We start from the raw sequence: 16,343 nt of genomic DNA, 5'->3' as shown, positions 1-16,343 counted from the left end.
CGACAGGCCGGTTGTCGTCAAGGCCGGTCCGGAGCCGGCGAGGTCAGCGCAGCAGGTCCCCGACCGCGTCGATCAGGCCGGTCGGCCGCTCGCTGGTGGGGACGGGGTCGACGATCGCGACCTGGCACCCGACCGCCGCCGCACCGCCGTCGGCCTCCACGCTGTCCCCGACCATCAGCGCCTCCTCCGGCGCGACGCCGAGGCGCTCGCAGGCCCGCAGGAAGATCTTCGGATCGGGCTTGATCACCTCTTCGAGGTACGACAGCAGGAACTCGTCGACGTGCTCGGTGATGTCGAGCCGGTCGAACGCCGGACGGATGTCGAAGGCGATGTTGCTGATCACGCCCACCTTCACGCCCTGCTCCGACAGCCGGCGCAGCACCTCGGCGGTGTCCGGGTACGGCGTCCACTGGTCGGGGTCGATCAACCGGGCGTACAGGCCGTCCGCCTGCGGGTCCGGGACACCGGAGCTGCGCAGCACCTCGACGTAGACCTTGCGGTGCAGCTCGGGGTCGAGGTCGCGCTTCTCCCAGGCCTCGACGAACTCCGCGCCGAGCTCGACCACCTGGCCGGACGGGGCAGTCATCCGGCGCATGACCTCGGCCTGCGCCGCGAGGTCGAAGCGGCCCCCGTCGGCGTCGGTGAGGTCGGCGTACCAGGACGCGTTCTCCTCCAACCGGAAGAGGGTGCCGGAGAAGTCGAAGATCACCGCGCGCAGAGTCACACGAGCAACGGTATGCGGGCGGGACGCGCCCGACACGCGCCTGCGGTCAAGGTCACGACCGCCGAGGGCGAATTCCCCCGTTCGCCGCCCTGCGCGAGCCGGAGCCGCTGCTCCTTCCGCCGCGCGAGCCGACCGGACTCAACCGCAGCGCGGGTTCCGCTTCATCGGGACGACGATGGCCGCGACGCTCGCCGCAGCGCTCAGCCACAGCAGCAGGACCGCCAGCGCGAGGTCGAGCTCGCCGCCCAGCGACCAGAGCACCACCGACACCGGCCACAGCACCACCGGCTGCGCGACGAGCAGCCGACGCAACCACCGGTTCCGCTCGATCACCATGGTCCGAGCATCCCGCGCCGGGGCCCGGTTCAGAAGGGGGCGGCCCCCGAGTTCACCCCGATTCCGGGTCAGTGACACCCCTGTGCCGCTGCTGCGTCGGTCAGCGGAAGACCAACGCCGTCGCCACGGCCGCGACACCCTCACCGCGCCCGGTCAGACCGAGCCCGTCGGAGGTCGTGCCGGACACCGACACCGGCGCACCGATCGCCTTCGACAGCACCTCCTGCGCTTCCTCACGGCGCTTGCCGATGCGCGGGGCGTTGCCGATGACCTGCACGGTCGCGTTGCCGATGGCGTGTCCGGCGGCGGCGATGCGGTTCCGGACCTCCGCCAGCAGCTCGGCACCGTGCGCGCCTGCCCAGCGGTCGTCGCCGGTGCCGAACACCGCGCCCAGGTCACCCAGGCCCGCGGCCGACAGCAGCGCGTCGCACAGCGCGTGGGAGGCCACGTCACCGTCGGAGTGGCCGGCGCAGCCGTCCACACCCGGCCACTGCAGCCCGGCGATCCAGCAGTCGCGCCCGGCCTGCACCGGGTGCACGTCCACGCCCTGCCCGACGAACGGCAGACGATCACTCACTTCGCGGAACTCTCCTCGGCGGCCAGGACGGCCTCGGCGACCGCCAGGTCGAAGGCGGTCGTGATCTTCAGGGCATCGGGGTGGCCGTCGACGGTGTGGACCTTGCCGCCGACGCGCTCGACCAGCCCGGCGTCGTCGGTGGCGATGTCGCCCGCGGCGGCGTAGGCCTGCCGCAGGACGTCGATGTTGAAGCCCTGGGGGGTTTGCACCGCGCGCAGCGGTGCGCGGTCGACGGTCTTGACGACCGTGCTCGACCCGTCGACCTCCTTGATGGTGTCCGTGACGGGGAGCACGGGGACCACGGCGGGCGCACCGGCCTCCACCGCGGACACGACGTCGCGGATCACGCTCGCCGGGGTGAAGCACCGCGCGGCGTCGTGCACCAGCACGACGTGCGCGTCCGGCGCCACCTCGCCGGCCGCACCGAGCGCCAGGCGCACGGAGTCCGTGCGCTCGGCTCCACCCGGCACCACGTGCGCGTGCGGCAGCGCGGCGAGCTCCGCCGCCACGACCTCGACCTGGTCGGGCGGCGCGGCCACCACGACGTGCTGCACGCAGCCCGAGCCCAGCAGGCCTCGAACCGCGCGCAGCAGCAGGGACTCACCTCTCACCGGAACCAACGCCTTGGGCCTGTCCAGCCCCAGCCGCACCCCACGGCCAGCCGCGGGGACCAGCGCGACAACGCTCACGCTACGAAGCCGTTCCGATGATCACACCGCTGTGGCGAGGACTTCGTCCAGCAGCGTCTCCGCCTTGCCCTCGTCAGTGCCCTCCGCCAGCGCCAACTCGCTGACCAGGATCTGACGGGCTTTCGCCAGCATTCGCTTCTCGCCTGCGGACAGGCCACGATCCTTCTCGCGTCGCCAGAGGTCGCGCACCACTTCGGCCACCTTGTTCACGTCGCCGGAGGCGAGCTTCTCCAGGTTGGCCTTGTACCGACGAGACCAGTTCGTGGGCTCTTCGGTGTGCGGGGCCCGCAGCACGTCGAAGACTCGATCCAGACCCTCTTGACCAACGACGTCCCGAACACCGACGATCTCGGCGTTGTCCGCGGGAACGCGCACCGTGAGGTCACCCTGCGCGACCTTGAGGACGAGGTACTGCTTCTCCTCGCCCTTGATCACTCGAGTCTCGATTGCTTCGATGAGCGCGGCACCGTGGTGCGGGTAGACGACGGTCTCTCCGACCTTGAAAACCATGTGTCCTCTGCCCCTTTCGCTACCCCCACTTTAGCACGTAGGGCAACCGGGCCTCGACCGCCTCACCAAACGTAATCGCAGGTCAGAGCGTGGACAGGACTTGACAAGAAGCGCTCCGACGTGCAAGGCAGCACCTTTCGGCCCTGTGAAACCGTCCATGGTGGACCGTCCGGTCGGGTGGTCATCGCGGCCGGTCGGAGGCCCGCGATGCGTAGTTCGGCAAGCCCCTGCGCAGCCCCCGGCAGGCGGGGATTAAGCTCCACGTGGTTGTCCGGCAATCAGGAAGGGACGCTGCAACCGTGAGCCGCCCTCAGCACCTCAAGGCCGTCCGCCTGCGGTTGATCCCGGCCGCACTCGGACTCGGCGCCGTCGTCGCCCTCGCCGGCTGCAGTGCCGGTCAGGTCACCGAGACCGACACGCAGGTTGCCGCCGTCAACGGCGGTAGCGGTGACGCGAAGCAGGTCGCCGTCCGCAACGCCACGCTCGCCTTCCCGCCCCAGGGCGCGTTCTACCGCGCGGGCTCCTCGGCCCCGGTCCAGGTCGTCCTGAGCAACGAAGGCCCGAACGACAAGCTCGTCCAGGTCTCCAGCCCGTACGCGGCATCGGGCCAGGTCAGCGGCACCACGGATCTTCCGAGCAACACCGCCCTGCACGCCACTGGCCCGTCGGCGCAGCCGGCGAGCACCGGCGAGCGCACCGTGCAGATCACGCTGAACGGCCTGAAGCAGGACATCACCCCCGGCGTGACCATCCCGGTGACCTTCGTGTTCGCCCAGGCCGGCCAGGTCACGGTGCAGGTGCCGATCGGCGAGGACCACCACCCGCGTCCCGAGCACGGCAGCCCGGTCCCCGGCGGCGGCCAGCACGCCGGCGGCGGTCACTGACCCAGCAGAACTCGACTGGAGCCCGGGGCGGCCACCGCCCCGGGCTCCAGCGCGTCCAGGCCCCTTCGCGCACCCCCGGACCGGCTCCGGCCATGACGAGCCGGACGTTCTTCGCGGTGGTCCAGGTCACCCGCCGAGGCGCGCCCGCGAGTCCGCAGCCGTGATCGTCGGGGCGGGTGGATAGCCTCCCGGCGTGCCTTCCAAGACCTCCCGTTCTTCGCGCCCCGCCTTCCGCTGCGCCGATTGCGGCCACGAGGTGGCCAAGTGGGTGGGCCGGTGCCCCGGCTGCCAGGCCTGGGGAACGATCGAGGAGGCCGCACCCGCCCGGCCCGCGCTGGCCAAGGTCTCGGCCGGGGCGCCGAGCACTCCGGCGCGGCCGATCGCCGAGGTCGACCTGGACTCCGCGCGCTCGGTCTCGACCGGCATCGGCGAGCTCGACCGGGTGCTGGGCGGCGGGATCGTGCCCGGGGCCGTGGTGCTGCTCGCGGGCGAGCCCGGTGTGGGCAAGAGCACACTCCTGCTGGAGGTCGCGCACCGCTGGGCCTCGGGAGCCTCACCCGGAGCGTCGCTGTACGTCACCGGCGAGGAGTCCGCGGGCCAGGTGCGGCTGCGGGCCGAGCGGACCGACTCGGTGCACCCCGAGCTCTTCCTGGGCGCTGAGAGCGACCTGTCGTCGGTGCTGGGGCACGTCGACGCGGTCAAGCCCGGCCTGCTCATCGTCGACTCCGTGCAGACCGTCCAGTCCCCGGACGCCGAGGGCAGCCCGGGCGGCGTGACCCAGGTGCGGGCGGTGACGACCGCGCTGGTGGCGCTGGCCAAGGAGCGCGGGCTGCCGGTCGTGCTGGTCGGGCACGTCACCAAGGACGGCGCGGTCGCCGGTCCGCGCGTGCTGGAGCACCTGGTGGACGTGGTGCTGCAGTTCGAGGGCGACCGGCACTCCTCGCTGCGCATGCTGCGCGGCGTGAAGAACCGGTTCGGCCCGTCCGACGAGGTCGGCTGCTTCGAGCAGCGCGACGACGGCATCGCCGAGGTCCCGGACCCGTCGGGCTTGTTCATCAACCGCCAGGAAGCGGCCGTGGACGGCACCGCGGTCACGGTCATGGTCGAGGGCAAGCGGCCGCTGCTGGTGGAGATCCAGGCGCTGCTGATGAAGACCGAGATGGCGATGCCGCGCCGGTCGGTGAGCGGCCTGGACTCGGCGCGGGTGTCGATGATGCTCGCGGTGCTCGGCAAGCACGGCCACATCCCGACCGGCTCGCACGACGTGTTCGCCGCGACGGTCGGCGGCACCAAGATCGGCGAGCCGGCCGCGGACCTGGCCATCGCGATGGCGGTCGCGTCCTCGCAGACCGGACGCCCGCTGCCGCCGAACCTCGTGGTGATCGGCGAGGTCGGGCTGGCGGGCGAGATCCGCAGGGTCAACGGCGTCGGACGCCGTCTGGCGGAGGCCGCACGCCTCGGCTTCGACCGGGCGCTGGTGCCGCCGGACCCGGGACCGGTGCCCAAGGGCATCAAGGTCACCGAGGTAGCGACGATCAAGGACGCCCTGAAGCTGGTCCGCCGCCGCAAGCAGGCATCCGGCTGAAGACTCCACGAGCACCGGCGAAGCCGCGTCCGAGCCTCCTGCGCCCGCGCAGCCGCGTTCTGCGTTCGAACTCGCGCGAAGTTCGAGGCCCGGAGTTCCTCGTCGGACTTCGCGCGAAGTTCGAACGTGGGACTCAGTCGGCACCGCCGCAGCTTCGCCAGCGGCTTCGTGGCGAGCACGCGGGGACGTGGACCGAGACGGAGACGCGGAGACGCGGAGACGCGGAGACGCGGAGACGCGGAGACGACGCTCCCAGGAGCGGCGAGGGGCGTCCACGGATCCGGTGTGCTCTCCCCTTCCGTTCCTCCTACCGGCACCGCTGAGCGGGGCGGTTCTGCGAACGCCTCAGGGCACGACCCGGAACGGGACGGGTGCGCTGGTGAGCGAGGTGAGCCTGGCGACGGCCACGTAGTCGCCGGGTGGGACGCGGTCCTGCCGGGCGACGCAGCCGGGCGCGGAGGTCAGGCCGGCCCACAGGACGTCGTTGCGCACTGGTTTCCCGGGTTCGAGGACGGGCTGCTCGTTGGTCGACTCGGCGTAGCAGTCGTTGCTGGACCAGACGTGCCGTCCGGCCGGAGTGGTCACCTCGATCTCACGGAGCATCCGGTTGAGGTCGCGCAGGCACGGGCGCGGGCTGGTGTTGGTGACCACGCCGGCGAGCGCGATCCGCTCGCCCACCCGGAACTCGGGTTGCCCGGCCTCGGCGGCGACGCGCATCGCCTCGTCGGGGCAGGCCTGCGGACTGCTGTCGGCGGCCACCGCCACGGGTTGCCCGGGTGCTCCGGCCGCCTTCCGCTCGACCGCGTCCGGCTCGCCGGAGCGGCCCGCCAGCGCGACCACGCCCCACACGAGCGACGCCACCACGACCACTGACATCGAGATCGCCACCGCGCGGCGACGCCAGTACACCGCGGGCGGCAACGGACCGTTCGGATCAAACACGAAACTGACACTAACCCGCGTACTAGGCCGAACAGGCTTGCCGATGATCGCCCGATGGGGCGTATCCGCTGCTGCGGACGGTGATCACCGGCCTTCTTCCGGGCGATCACCGGCCGCCTGGCAGTATCTGGAGACGCCATGAACAGTCCCACCACCACCGCCGACACCCGGCTCGACCTCGACGCGCTGGCCGACTGGTTCACCGCCACCGCGCGCCCGCTGCCCTGGCGCGCTGCGGGCGTGACCGGCTGGGGTGTGCTGGTCAGCGAGACGATGCTGCAGCAGACACCGGTCAACCGCGTGCAGCCGATCTGGGAGGAGTGGATGCGCCGCTGGCCGCGTCCTTCCGACCTGGCCGCCGAGTCGCAGGGAGAAGTGCTGCGCGCGTGGGGCAAGCTCGGCTACCCGCGCCGCGCGCTGCGGCTGCACGAGGCCGCGGCCACGATCGCCGCCGAGCACGACGACGTCGTTCCGTCCGACGTGGACACCCTGCTCGCGCTGCCCGGCATCGGCTCCTACACCGCCCGCGCGGTGGCGGCCTTCGCCTACGGCAAGCGCGCTCCGGTCGTCGACACCAACGTCCGCCGTGTCGTGGCCCGGGCGGTGCACGGCGCAGGGGACGCGGGCCCGCCCTCGACCAAGCGCGACCTGGCCGACGTGGACGCCCTGCTGCCCGCCGAGGACCGGCCCGCCGCAACGCTGTCGGCGGCGTTGATGGAGCTCGGGCAGGTCGTGTGCACGGTCCGCTCGCCGAGCTGCGAGCGGTGCCCGATCGCCGCCGACTGCGCGTGGCAGCACAACGGGCGCCCGGCCTACGCGGGTCCGCCGAAGAAGGTCCAGAAGTTCGCGGGCACCGACCGCCAGGTGCGCGGCAGGCTGCTCGACGTCCTGCGAGGCGCGACCGGACCGGTCACCCGCGAGCAGCTCGACGCGGCCTGGGACGAGGCCGGTCAGCGCGACCGGTGCCTGGACTCGCTGCTGGTGGACGGCCTGGTCGAGCAGACCGACGACGGGCGGTTCGCGCTTCCCGGGGAGTGCTGATGGCCGACGCGCTGGTGTGCCACTTCGACGAGAAGACCGAGTCGCAGATCCAGGACCTGCGAGAACGCCTCGTCACAGCGGGGATTCCCACTGCCGGCACCCGACCGGGCGTGACGTTGGCGCTCGCCGGCGGCATCCCGGACCGCACGCGCGCGGCGCTGCGCTCGGATCTGGAGCTGCTGTCCGTCCCCGACCTGTGGCTGCACACCTTGGGCACGGTGCCCGGCGACGAGCGGATGCTGCTGCTGAGCGCGGTCGTCGACACCGAGCTGCTGGCGGTGCACTCGGCGGTGCACGACGTGCTGGCCGGCAAGGTCAAGAACCCGTCGGCCTACTACTTCCCCGGCGCCTGGATCCCCTGCTGCGTGCTGGCCAAGAACCTGGACGACGACCAGCTCGCCACTGGGTTCGCGACGCTGCTCCCACCCGAACCGGTGCGAGCAGCGGTCCGCGAGCTCGCGGTCCTCGACACCCGCACCGGCGAATCCGACACCCTCGTGCGGACCGGGTAGTCCTTCGGGCGCACCGCCGGATCGGCTCCACGGCGGGAGTTCGCGCGCCCCGCACGACCGAGCCGGGCTGATGCGAACCCGCCGCTGAAGTTGCCGAGACTGGATCTAGCGGCCACTTTGGACGTGCATCACCTCCACTACGCGAAGGGGAGGGTTCATGTACGTCCTCGGCGCGGGAATCCTCGCCCGCGGGATCGCCGTGAGAGGGCCTCGCGGCGTCGTCTTCGCCAACCTGGACTTCCGCGTCGAACCCGGCTCGCTGACCGTGGTGGCCGGGCCCAGCGGTTCCGGGCGCACGTCGCTGCTGCTGGTGCTGAGCGGGCGGTTGCGGACCATCACCGGCGAGCTGGACGTGGACGGTCTCCCGCTGCCGCGCAAAGCGCGCATGGTGCGCAAGCTGATCCGCCCGGCGCGGATCCGCCCCGGCTGCGAGCTGGAGGAGCGGCACCGGGTGCGGGAGGCGATCACCGAGCGTCGGCTGATCAGCGGCACCAACAAGGCTTCCGTCGAGCTGGGTCTGGAGCTCGTCGGGCTCGACGTGGACCGCTCGCTGCTGATCGGTGAGCTGCCGCCGGAGGAGCGGTTGCTGCTGGCGGTCGGCCTGGCTGCCGCCCCGGCGCCCGCCGGGATCGTGGTGGACGACGTCGAAGCCGGGCTCACCCAGTCCGGCCGGGCCCGGGTGTGGGCGGCGCTGCACGAGGTCTCGCGCATCGGGATGACGGTGATCGCCAGCTCCACCGACCGGCCTGCCGGGGACGTGGACGTGGTGCGGCTGCCCGCGGGCCGGTCCTACGACCCGACCGCGGAGATCCCCCTGCCGGAAAAGGTCGGCAGGTGAAGGCCGTTCGGCTCGCGTGGCTGGAACTGCGGCGCTTCCGCGGACCGCTGCTCCGGCTGGTCCCGCTCGTCCTGGTCCTGGTACCCCTGCTGTACGGGTCGCTGTACCTGTGGTCGAACTGGGACCCCTACGGCAAGCTCGACCGGGTTCCGGTGGCGGTGGTCAACAACGACCTGCCGGTGGACCGGAACGGCGAGCACCTCGACGCGGGCGTGCAGTTCCTCAGGCAGCTCAAGGTCAACGACGTCTTCGACTGGCGGTTCGTGCGCGGCACCGAGGCACGTCGCGGGCTCGCCGAGGGGCGCTACTACTTCATCATCGAGGTGCCGACCGACTTCAGCGCCAAGCTCGCGGCGGCCGCCGACGGAAATCCGCAGCGCGCGGCCGTGCGGCTGACCAAGAACGACGCGAACGGCTTCATCGCCGGGATCATGGCCGACACCGTCAAGGTCGAGCTGCAGAACCAGGTCAACGCCGCCGCGCACGCCAGCTACGCCCGCGCCCTCTACGGCGAGCTCGGCCAGGTGCGGGAGAAGCTGCAGGCCGCGTCGGAGGCGTCGAAGAAGCTTGTGGACGGCACCGCGCTGGGCCAGCAGGGCACGGCAGCGCTCACCCGCGGGCTCGGCGGAGTGCGGGACGGCACGAGCCTGGTCTCCCACGGTGTCCGGGACATCTCGCAGGCGACCGCTCAGCTGGACCGGCAGCTGGGCAGCGTCGCCGACTTCACCTCCGGCCAGCTGCCGGGCGCGGTGAACTCGTTGGTCAACGCCAGCAGCGTGGCCGTCGGTGGCCTGTCCTCGATCTCCACCGCCACGGCCGTGCTGGAACAGCAAGCGGCCGAAGGGTTCTCAGCGGTGCAGCGGCTCGGCGCCGCGCACCCGGGCCTGCGCGGTGATCCGACCTACCAACAGGCGCTGGCCACCTCGGGCCGGGTCGCCACCGGGGTTGCGGCGGCCGACGCGCAGGCGCGCGAGGCGTTGCGCACCGCCGAGGAGGCGAGCCGGCGGGCGCGGGCGCTGCAGGCGAGCATGGGGCCGTTGCAGGAGCGGGTCCGCTCGATCACCGCGCCGGTGGACACGCTGCACTCGGGGACGACGCAGGTCGCGTCGGGCTCGCAGGGCATCACGGGAGGGCTGAACTCCCTGGTGGCGGGCAGCAACGTGCTGCAGACCGGGGCCGGTCAGCTCCACGACGGCTCGCTGGGCCTGAAGGGGGTGGTCGACGACGCGCTGGGCAAGATCCCGCCGACGAACCCGACGGAGGTCGCCCGCGCGGCCGACGTCCTGGGGTCACCGACCGAGATCCGCACGGACAACCTCAACCCCGCCCACGTCTACGGGCGCGGCCTGGCGCCGTTCTTCTTCGGGATCGCCTTGTGGGTGTTCGGGTTGTTCGCGTACCTGCTGCTCAAGCCGGTGAACCAGCGCGCGATGGCGGACCGGGTCAACCCGTTCACCGTCGCCCTGGCCGGGCTGATCCCCGCCGCGGTGCTGGGGGTGGTGGGCGCGCTGGTGCTCTTCGCGGTGGTCAACTTCGGGTTGGGGCTGGACCCGGTGAGCGTGTGGTGGACCCTCGGGCTGCTGTCGCTGTCCGCGGTGACGTTCGTGTCGATCGACCACCTGCTGCGCACCGCGCTGGGCGCGGTCGGCGGTCTGCTGTCGCTGGTGCTGCTGGTCGTGCAGCTCACCGCGTCCGGCGGGCTGTACCCGGTGGAGACCGCGCCCGGGGCGTTCCGGACGATCCACCCGTTCCTGCCGATGACCTACCTGGTCGACGGGTTGCGGGTGACGATCTCGGGTGGCTTGACCGAGCACTTGCACCGCGACCTGGTCGTGCTCGGGAGCGTGCTGCTGGCCGTAGTGCTGCTGACGACGCTGGTCGTGCACCGGCAGCGCACCTGGACCGTGGGGCGGCTGCACCCGCAGATCGAGCTCTGAGCGCGACGGGTGTGCACGCGGACGCGGTGCCTGGTGGCGACACCTCGTAGTCTGGGCCCATGGCTGTTGTGAAGATCAACGCGATCGAGGTCCCCGAAGGTGCCGGCCCGGAGCTGGAGAAGCGTTTCGCGTCCCGGCACGGCTCGGTCGACGACGCGCCCGGTTTCCTGGGCTTCGAGCTGCTGCGCCCGGTGAAGGGCGACAACCGCTACTTCGTCTACACGAAGTGGGAGACCGAGGAGGACTTCCAGAACTGGGCCAACGGCCCGGCCAAGGAGGCGCACGCCGGCGAGCGCAAGAACCCGGTGGCGTCCGGCTCCAGCCTGCTGGAGTTCGAAGTCGTCCTGGGGTCGCAACCGGAGAAGTGAGTCAGCCGGCGACGCGCAGGGTCGTGAACACGGCCCTGTGGTCGCTGCCGGGGACGTCGACGACCTCGTAGTCCGCCGGCAGCACGCCACCCGAGGACAGCACGTGGTCGATGGTCACCGGCGGCGCCGTCCAGCCCGACGGCCACGTCGGGGTCAGCCCCTCGCCCAGCACCCCCGCGGCGTCGACGTAGCCGCGGCCGATGAGGTCCTTCAGCCGCGTGTGGTCGAGGGTCGCGTTGAAGTCGCCCGCCAGCACCCGCGGACGGCCGGCCAGCGACGGTTCCGGCAGCGCGACCATGTCCCGCGCCCACACCGGCGTCGTGTCCGCCCCCATCGGGTAGATCGGGTGCACGGCCACGAACTCGACGTCCCGCCCCACCGGCAGGTCCACCAGCGCCGACGGTTGCGCCAGCGTGGTCCTGGGCACCAGTGCGAGCTCGCGCAGCGGGTAGCGGGAGACGATCCCGGTCCCGTCGGCCAGCGGTCCCGCGTGCAGCACCCGGTTCGGCAGCTCCGCGAACAGACCTGCCCGCTCCAGCTCGGCGACCAGCTCCGGGGTGAGCTCCTGCAGGCTGAGCACGTCCACCCGCCGGTCGCGGACCTGCTCGACGATCGCGGCGGCCTCGGCACGGCCGAAGTAGGCGTTGACCGACAGCACCCGCAGCGGCTCGCCCTGGGCGCTGACCTGGTCCGGAAGCGCCCGCGGCGCGACGGTCCCGGCCAGCGCCGCCGTGGCCAGCAGCGCGACCAGGACGTTCAGCCAGCGCCGCAGCAGCAACGCGACCAGCACCAGCACGGCCCCGACGACCACGGCGTACTGGGCCAGCGCGGTCAGGGCGACCGTGTAGCGGTCGACGTCGAGTTCCACCACCGGCAGTGCCGCCCAGCAGGCGAAGCCCAGCGTGAGCAGCGACAGCACAGCGGTCGCGCACCCGCCCCCGGGCTTTCGCACGACCTCGTCCACAGGCTCCTCGACCACCTCGTCGACCATCCGCGTCATCGCCGCCTCCGCCTTCCACTGGCACCACTCGACCGCCAGGACGTCTGACGACCGGAATGGTTGTGCGACCAGCCTGCCAGGGATCACCGGACACGCCGTGCGTGCGGCAGCTCACAACCGAACCGGGCGAAAGTCCTCGTTCCGCTGGAATCATGGGGTGGAACGGACATTCGACATCGGAGCTCACCCCGCATGGACCTGACGACGGCCGCCACACCCGCCCAGCCCACCGGCTTCACCGCCTGGGTGATCGGGGTGATGGAGACCCTCGGTGGCCCCGGCGCCGGACTGGTCATCGCTCTGGAGAACCTGTTCCCGCCGATCCCCTCCGAGCTCATCCTGCCGCTGGCCGGGTTCACCGCCAGCCAGGGCACCATGACGGTGCTCGGCGCGATCTTGTGGACCACGCTCGGGTCCCTGGTGGGGGCGCTCGCGCTCTACGGCCTCGGCGCATCCCTGGGCCAGGAGCGGACGCGGGCGATCGCGGCGAAGCTGCCGCTGGTGAAGCTCTCCGACATCGACAAGACCGAGGCGTGGTTCGCCAAGCACGGCGTGAAGGCCGTGTTCTTCGGCCGGATGCTCCCGCTGTTCCGCAGCTTCATCTCGCTGCCCGCCGGCGTCGAGCGGATGCGGCTGAGCACGTTCGCCCTGTTCACCACGTTGGGCAGTCTCGTCTGGAACACCCTCTTCGTGCTCGCCGGTTACCTGCTCGGCCAGCACTGGTACCTCGTCGAGGAGTACGCGGGCCTGCTGTCCCGAGCCGTCGTGATCACCTCGGTGCTCACCGTCGCGGTCTTCGTGGCCCTCCGCATCCGGAACAACCGCCGCGAGCAGACCTTCGCCGAAGCCCCCACGGTCCAGTTCGCCCGCGTCACCGCGGAGCAGCCCACAGAGGAGATCCACCGCATCCGCTGAGGTCTCGCTGCTCGGCGCGGGCGCCGCTCAGCGGCGCGAGCGCAGGAACCTGATCGCCTCCCACGCGCAGCTACGCTGGCCGACGCACCGATCACCCCCTGCGTTCCGGCCACGAGTCACAGGGATCGGGCCACGCGGCCGAGCCGCGCCCACTCCCGACACCACCACGCGCTCCCACAGCGGCCACGAGCACGAGCGGCAGCAGGGCGCAGGAGGGCCCATCCCGAGCGCGCGGGACCGCTGACCCGGTCTCGGAGCTCCCGAAGGGGTTCGGAGCTCAGGAGGGTCGGCCTCGCGAAGGCAGCCGGAAGACGCTTCCCGCCGACGGGCGGGCACGCATCACCGCGGTCATCGGCGGCCAGCCGGTGATCGGACGACGGATCAACAGGCCACGCGTCCGAGCCGCGCGTACTCCCGACACCACCACGCAGCTCCCAGAGCTCCCACGAGCACGAGCACGAGCGGCAACAGGGAGCACGAGAAGGGCTCAACGTGGGCGTGCGGGATCGCAGGCCTGGTCTGGCACCTCGCGAACGGCATTGGCTCGCGGAGGGGCTCCGGCCTCGCGAAGGCGGACGGGAGACGCCTGCCGCCGACGGTCGGCAGGCGGACGGACCACTGCGGGGATCGAGCCACGTGAACCCCGGTGATCCGCTTCTGCTCACCGGGCGTTCCGGACCACGAGGGTGCGGTGGCGGCGTGGCTGCACCCTCGTCTCGGATGGACGGCGCCGTTCCAGGGCGGCCGCAGCTCCGGCGGGCGGTGCGGCCACGGCCTCCTGCGGCCGTGGACGCCCGGGCGGAGTCGGCTCACTCCGTCCGGGCGCCGCTTCCGGGCTGGCCGTCGGGGCGTCTGGTGCACGCGAACGGCCCCCGCACTTGAGGTGGTGCGGGGGCCGTTTGCGCGGTCCTGGATCAGGACTCGGTGTTGCCACCGTTGTTCTGCTGGTCCTCACCGTGGGCGGAGACGCCGACCGGCGGGGCGTCCGGGACCTCGGACGGCTTGGTCTCACCGCGGAAGGTGAAGTGGGCCTTGTCGTCGGGCCCTTCGCCGTCCCAGCCTTCGACGTCGACGATGACGATCTGCCCCGGCTCGACCTCGCCGAACAGGATCTTCTCGGACAGCTTGTCCTCGATCTCCCGCTGGATCGTCCGACGCAGCGGCCGCGCACCCAGCACCGGGTCGAACCCGCGCTTGGCCAGCAGCTTCTTCGCCGTGTCGGTGAGCTCCAGGGACATGTCCTTGCCCTTGAGCGCCTTCTCCACGCGGCCCGAGAGCAGGTCGACCATCTGGACGATCTCGTTCTCGGTGAGCTGGTGGAAGACGATCACGTCGTCGATCCGGTTGAGGAACTCAGGCCGGAAGTGCTTCTTCATCTCCTCGTTGACCTTGGACTTCATCCGCTCGTAGTTGGACTCAGCGCCCTGACCACTGGAGAAGCCCAGGCCGACGGCCTTGGAGATGTCCTGCGTGCCGAGGTTCGAGGTGAAGATCAGCACCGTGTTCTTGAAGTCCACCGTGCGGCCCTGGCCGTCGGTGAGGCGGCCGTCCTCCAACACCTGCAGCAGCGTGTTGTAGATCTCCTGGTGGGCCTTCTCGATCTCGTCGAACAGGACCACGGAGAACGGCTTGCGGCGGACCTTCTCGGTGAGCTGGCCGCCCTCCTCGTAGCCGACGTACCCGGGCGGGGCACCGAACAGCCGCGAGGCGGTGTAGCGGTCGTGGAACTCACCCATGTCGATCTGCACGAGCGCGTCGTCGTCGCCGAAGAGGAACTCCGCGAGCGCCTTGGACAGCTCGGTCTTACCGACACCGGACGGGCCGGCGAAGATGAACGAGCCGGACGGGCGCTTCGGGTCCTTCAGACCGGCGCGGGTGCGGCGGATCGCCTGGGACACGGCCTTGACCGCGTCGTCCTGGCCGATGATCCGCCTGTGCAGCTCCTGCTCCATGCGGAGCAGACGCGTGGTCTCCTCCTCGGTGAGCTTGAAGACGGGGATGCCGGTCCAGTTGGCCAGCACCTCGGCGATCTGCTCGTCGTCGACCTCGGCGACGACGTCCAGGTCACCGGCCTTCCACTGCTTCTCGCGCTCCTCCTTCTGGCCGAGGAGCTGCTTCTCCTCGTCCCGCAGGCGGGCGGCCCGCTCGAAGTCCTGCGCGTCGATCGCGGACTCCTTCTCGCGGCGGACCTCGGCGATCTTCTCGTCGAACTCGCGCAGGTCCGGCGGAGCGGTCATCCGGCGGATGCGCATCCGGGCACCGGCCTCGTCGATCAGGTCGATCGCCTTGTCCGGCAGGTACCGGTCGTTGATGTAGCGGTCGGCCAGGCTGGCCGCGGCCACCAGCGCGGAGTCGGTGATCGACACGCGGTGGTGCGCCTCGTAGCGGTCCCGCAGACCCTTGAGGATCTCGACGGTGTGCTCCAGCGACGGCTCGCCGACCTGGATCGGCTGGAAGCGGCGCTCCAGAGCCGGGTCCTTCTCGACGTACTTCCGGTACTCCTCGAGCGTGGTCGCACCGATCGTCTGCAGCTCACCGCGGGCCAGCATCGGCTTGAGGATGCTGGCGGCGTCGATCGCGCCCTCGGCGGCACCCGCACCGACCAGCGTGTGGATCTCGTCGATGAACAGGATGATGTCGCCGCGGGTCTTGATCTCCTTGAGCACCTTCTTCAGGCGCTCTTCGAAGTCACCGCGGTAGCGGGAGCCGGCGACCAGCGAGCCGAGGTCGAGCGTGTAGAGCTGCTTGTCCTTGAGCGTCTCCGGGACCTCGCCCTTGACGACCTGCTGCGACAGGCCCTCGACGACGGCGGTCTTGCCGACACCGGCTTCACCGATGAGAACCGGGTTGTTCTTGGTGCGCCGCGAGAGGACCTGCATGATCCGCTCGATCTCCTTGTCCCGGCCGATGACCGGGTCGAGCTTGCCCTCGCGCGCCGCCTGGGTGAGGTTGCGGCCGAACTGGTCCAGCACGAGCGACGACGACGGGGTGCCCTCCCCGCGACCGCCGGCCTCGGCGGGCTCCTTGCCCTGGTAGCCGGACAGCAGCTGCAGGACCTGCTGGCGAACGCGGTTGAGGTCCGCACCGAGCTTGACGAGCACCTGGGCGGCGACGCCCTCGCCCTCGCGGATCAGGCCGAGCAGGATGTGCTCGGTGCCGATGTAGTTGTGGCCGAGCTGCAGCGCCTCCCGCAGCGACAGCTCCAGCACCTTCTTGGCCCGTGGGGTGAACGGGATGTGTCCGCTGGGGGCCTGCTGGCCCTGGCCGATGATCTCCTCGACCTGCTGGCGCACGCCCTCAAGCGCAATACCCAGCGACTCCAGCGCCTTGGCGGCGACACCCTCACCCTCGTGGATCAAGCCCAGGAGAATGTGCTCGGTGCCGATGTAGTTGTGGTTGAGCATCCGGGCCTCTTCCTGGGCCAGGACAACCACCCGCCTCGCGCGGTCGGTGAACCTCTCGAACATTCGCACTCCCTGACTGCT

Annotated in this window: 16 protein-coding genes; 8 read left to right on the top strand and 8 right to left on the bottom strand. The window is 71.3% G+C overall.

Annotated elements, in window-relative coordinates:
* Positions 1 to 43 precede the first annotated feature (43 nt).
* From EIL87_RS10775 to EIL87_RS10755, 5 genes are all read right to left on the bottom strand, one after another.
* Complete coding sequence (locus tag EIL87_RS10775; protein ID WP_125090093.1) at positions 44 to 724, bottom strand: HAD family hydrolase; 681 nt, start codon at positions 722 to 724, stop codon at positions 44 to 46.
* 138 nt (positions 725 to 862) lie between these two features.
* Positions 863 to 1,060 (bottom strand): hypothetical protein, encoded by a 198-nt coding sequence (locus EIL87_RS10770; RefSeq protein ID WP_125090092.1) that lies wholly within the window; start codon positions 1,058 to 1,060, stop codon positions 863 to 865.
* Between the two features lie 100 nt (positions 1,061 to 1,160).
* The gene (ispF, locus tag EIL87_RS10765) at positions 1,161 to 1,637 is read right to left on the bottom strand and encodes a 2-C-methyl-D-erythritol 2,4-cyclodiphosphate synthase (RefSeq protein ID WP_199740357.1); all 477 of its coding nucleotides are present in this window, start codon (positions 1,635 to 1,637) and stop codon (positions 1,161 to 1,163) included.
* The gene (ispD, locus tag EIL87_RS10760) at positions 1,634 to 2,326 is read right to left on the bottom strand and encodes a 2-C-methyl-D-erythritol 4-phosphate cytidylyltransferase (RefSeq protein WP_125090091.1); all 693 of its coding nucleotides are present in this window, start codon (positions 2,324 to 2,326) and stop codon (positions 1,634 to 1,636) included. Before ispD ends, ispF begins: the two co-directional genes overlap by 4 nt.
* A 21-nt stretch (positions 2,327 to 2,347) precedes the next feature.
* Positions 2,348 to 2,836, bottom strand: a complete 489-nt coding sequence (locus tag EIL87_RS10755; protein ID WP_009947449.1) for a CarD family transcriptional regulator — start codon at positions 2,834 to 2,836, stop codon at positions 2,348 to 2,350.
* Between the two features lie 299 nt (positions 2,837 to 3,135).
* Here EIL87_RS10755 and EIL87_RS10750 point away from each other — a divergent pair, with 299 nt between their 5' ends.
* Together EIL87_RS10750 and radA are read left to right on the top strand one after the other, a co-directional pair.
* A complete protein-coding gene (locus EIL87_RS10750) occupies positions 3,136 to 3,720 on the top strand; it encodes a copper chaperone PCu(A)C (RefSeq protein ID WP_233576172.1) in 585 nt (194 codons plus the stop codon).
* Between the two features lie 193 nt (positions 3,721 to 3,913).
* On the top strand, positions 3,914 to 5,305 hold the full coding sequence (gene radA / locus EIL87_RS10745) for a DNA repair protein RadA (RefSeq protein WP_125090090.1): 1,392 nt from the start codon (positions 3,914 to 3,916) through the stop codon (positions 5,303 to 5,305).
* A 345-nt stretch (positions 5,306 to 5,650) separates the two neighbouring features.
* Here radA and EIL87_RS10740 read toward each other — a convergent pair whose 3' ends face one another.
* Positions 5,651 to 6,247 carry a hypothetical protein gene (locus EIL87_RS10740; RefSeq protein ID WP_125090089.1) on the bottom strand — a complete coding sequence of 199 codons (597 nt, stop codon included), beginning with the start codon at positions 6,245 to 6,247 and terminating at the stop codon, positions 5,651 to 5,653.
* Between the two features lie 138 nt (positions 6,248 to 6,385).
* Between EIL87_RS10740 and EIL87_RS10735 the strand changes: the two genes are divergently transcribed.
* The 5 genes from EIL87_RS10735 (at position 6,386) to EIL87_RS10715 (ending at position 10,943) form a co-directional block, all read left to right on the top strand.
* Positions 6,386 to 7,288: an HhH-GPD family protein gene (locus tag EIL87_RS10735; RefSeq protein ID WP_125090088.1), complete on the top strand. Its 903-nt coding sequence runs from the start codon at positions 6,386 to 6,388 to the stop codon at positions 7,286 to 7,288.
* Positions 7,288 to 7,800 (top strand): 2'-5' RNA ligase family protein, encoded by a 513-nt coding sequence (locus tag EIL87_RS10730; RefSeq protein ID WP_125090087.1) that lies wholly within the window; start codon positions 7,288 to 7,290, stop codon positions 7,798 to 7,800. The genes EIL87_RS10735 and EIL87_RS10730 overlap by 1 nt, the downstream gene beginning before the upstream one ends.
* A gap of 157 nt (positions 7,801 to 7,957) precedes the next feature.
* Positions 7,958 to 8,638, top strand: a complete 681-nt coding sequence (locus EIL87_RS10725; RefSeq protein ID WP_125090086.1) for an ATP-binding cassette domain-containing protein — start codon at positions 7,958 to 7,960, stop codon at positions 8,636 to 8,638.
* The gene (locus EIL87_RS10720) at positions 8,635 to 10,575 is read left to right on the top strand and encodes a YhgE/Pip domain-containing protein (protein ID WP_125090085.1); all 1,941 of its coding nucleotides are present in this window, start codon (positions 8,635 to 8,637) and stop codon (positions 10,573 to 10,575) included. The genes EIL87_RS10725 and EIL87_RS10720 overlap by 4 nt, the downstream gene beginning before the upstream one ends.
* A gap of 59 nt (positions 10,576 to 10,634) precedes the next feature.
* Positions 10,635 to 10,943, top strand: coding sequence for an antibiotic biosynthesis monooxygenase family protein (locus tag EIL87_RS10715; RefSeq protein WP_125090084.1), 309 nt, complete (start codon positions 10,635 to 10,637; stop codon positions 10,941 to 10,943).
* A gap of 1 nt (position 10,944) precedes the next feature.
* Here EIL87_RS10715 and EIL87_RS10710 read toward each other — a convergent pair whose 3' ends face one another.
* Positions 10,945 to 11,943, bottom strand: coding sequence for an endonuclease/exonuclease/phosphatase family protein (locus EIL87_RS10710; RefSeq protein ID WP_233576171.1), 999 nt, complete (start codon positions 11,941 to 11,943; stop codon positions 10,945 to 10,947).
* A gap of 192 nt (positions 11,944 to 12,135) precedes the next feature.
* On the opposite strand from EIL87_RS10710, the gene EIL87_RS10705 reads away from it, so the two are divergent.
* Positions 12,136 to 12,858: a DedA family protein gene (locus tag EIL87_RS10705; protein WP_125090083.1), complete on the top strand. Its 723-nt coding sequence runs from the start codon at positions 12,136 to 12,138 to the stop codon at positions 12,856 to 12,858.
* Positions 12,859 to 13,772: 914 nt separating this feature from the next.
* On the opposite strand, the gene EIL87_RS10700 is transcribed toward EIL87_RS10705, so the two are convergent.
* A complete protein-coding gene (locus tag EIL87_RS10700) occupies positions 13,773 to 16,325 on the bottom strand; it encodes an ATP-dependent Clp protease ATP-binding subunit (RefSeq protein ID WP_125090082.1) in 2,553 nt (850 codons plus the stop codon).
* Between the last annotated feature and the right edge of the window lie 18 nt (positions 16,326 to 16,343).

This window comes from Saccharopolyspora rhizosphaerae (assembly GCF_003931915.1).
Classification (GTDB): domain Bacteria; phylum Actinomycetota; class Actinomycetes; order Mycobacteriales; family Pseudonocardiaceae; genus Saccharopolyspora; species Saccharopolyspora rhizosphaerae.
Note: the sequence above shows the minus strand (reverse complement) of the source record. Positions and strands in the feature narration are given on the sequence as shown.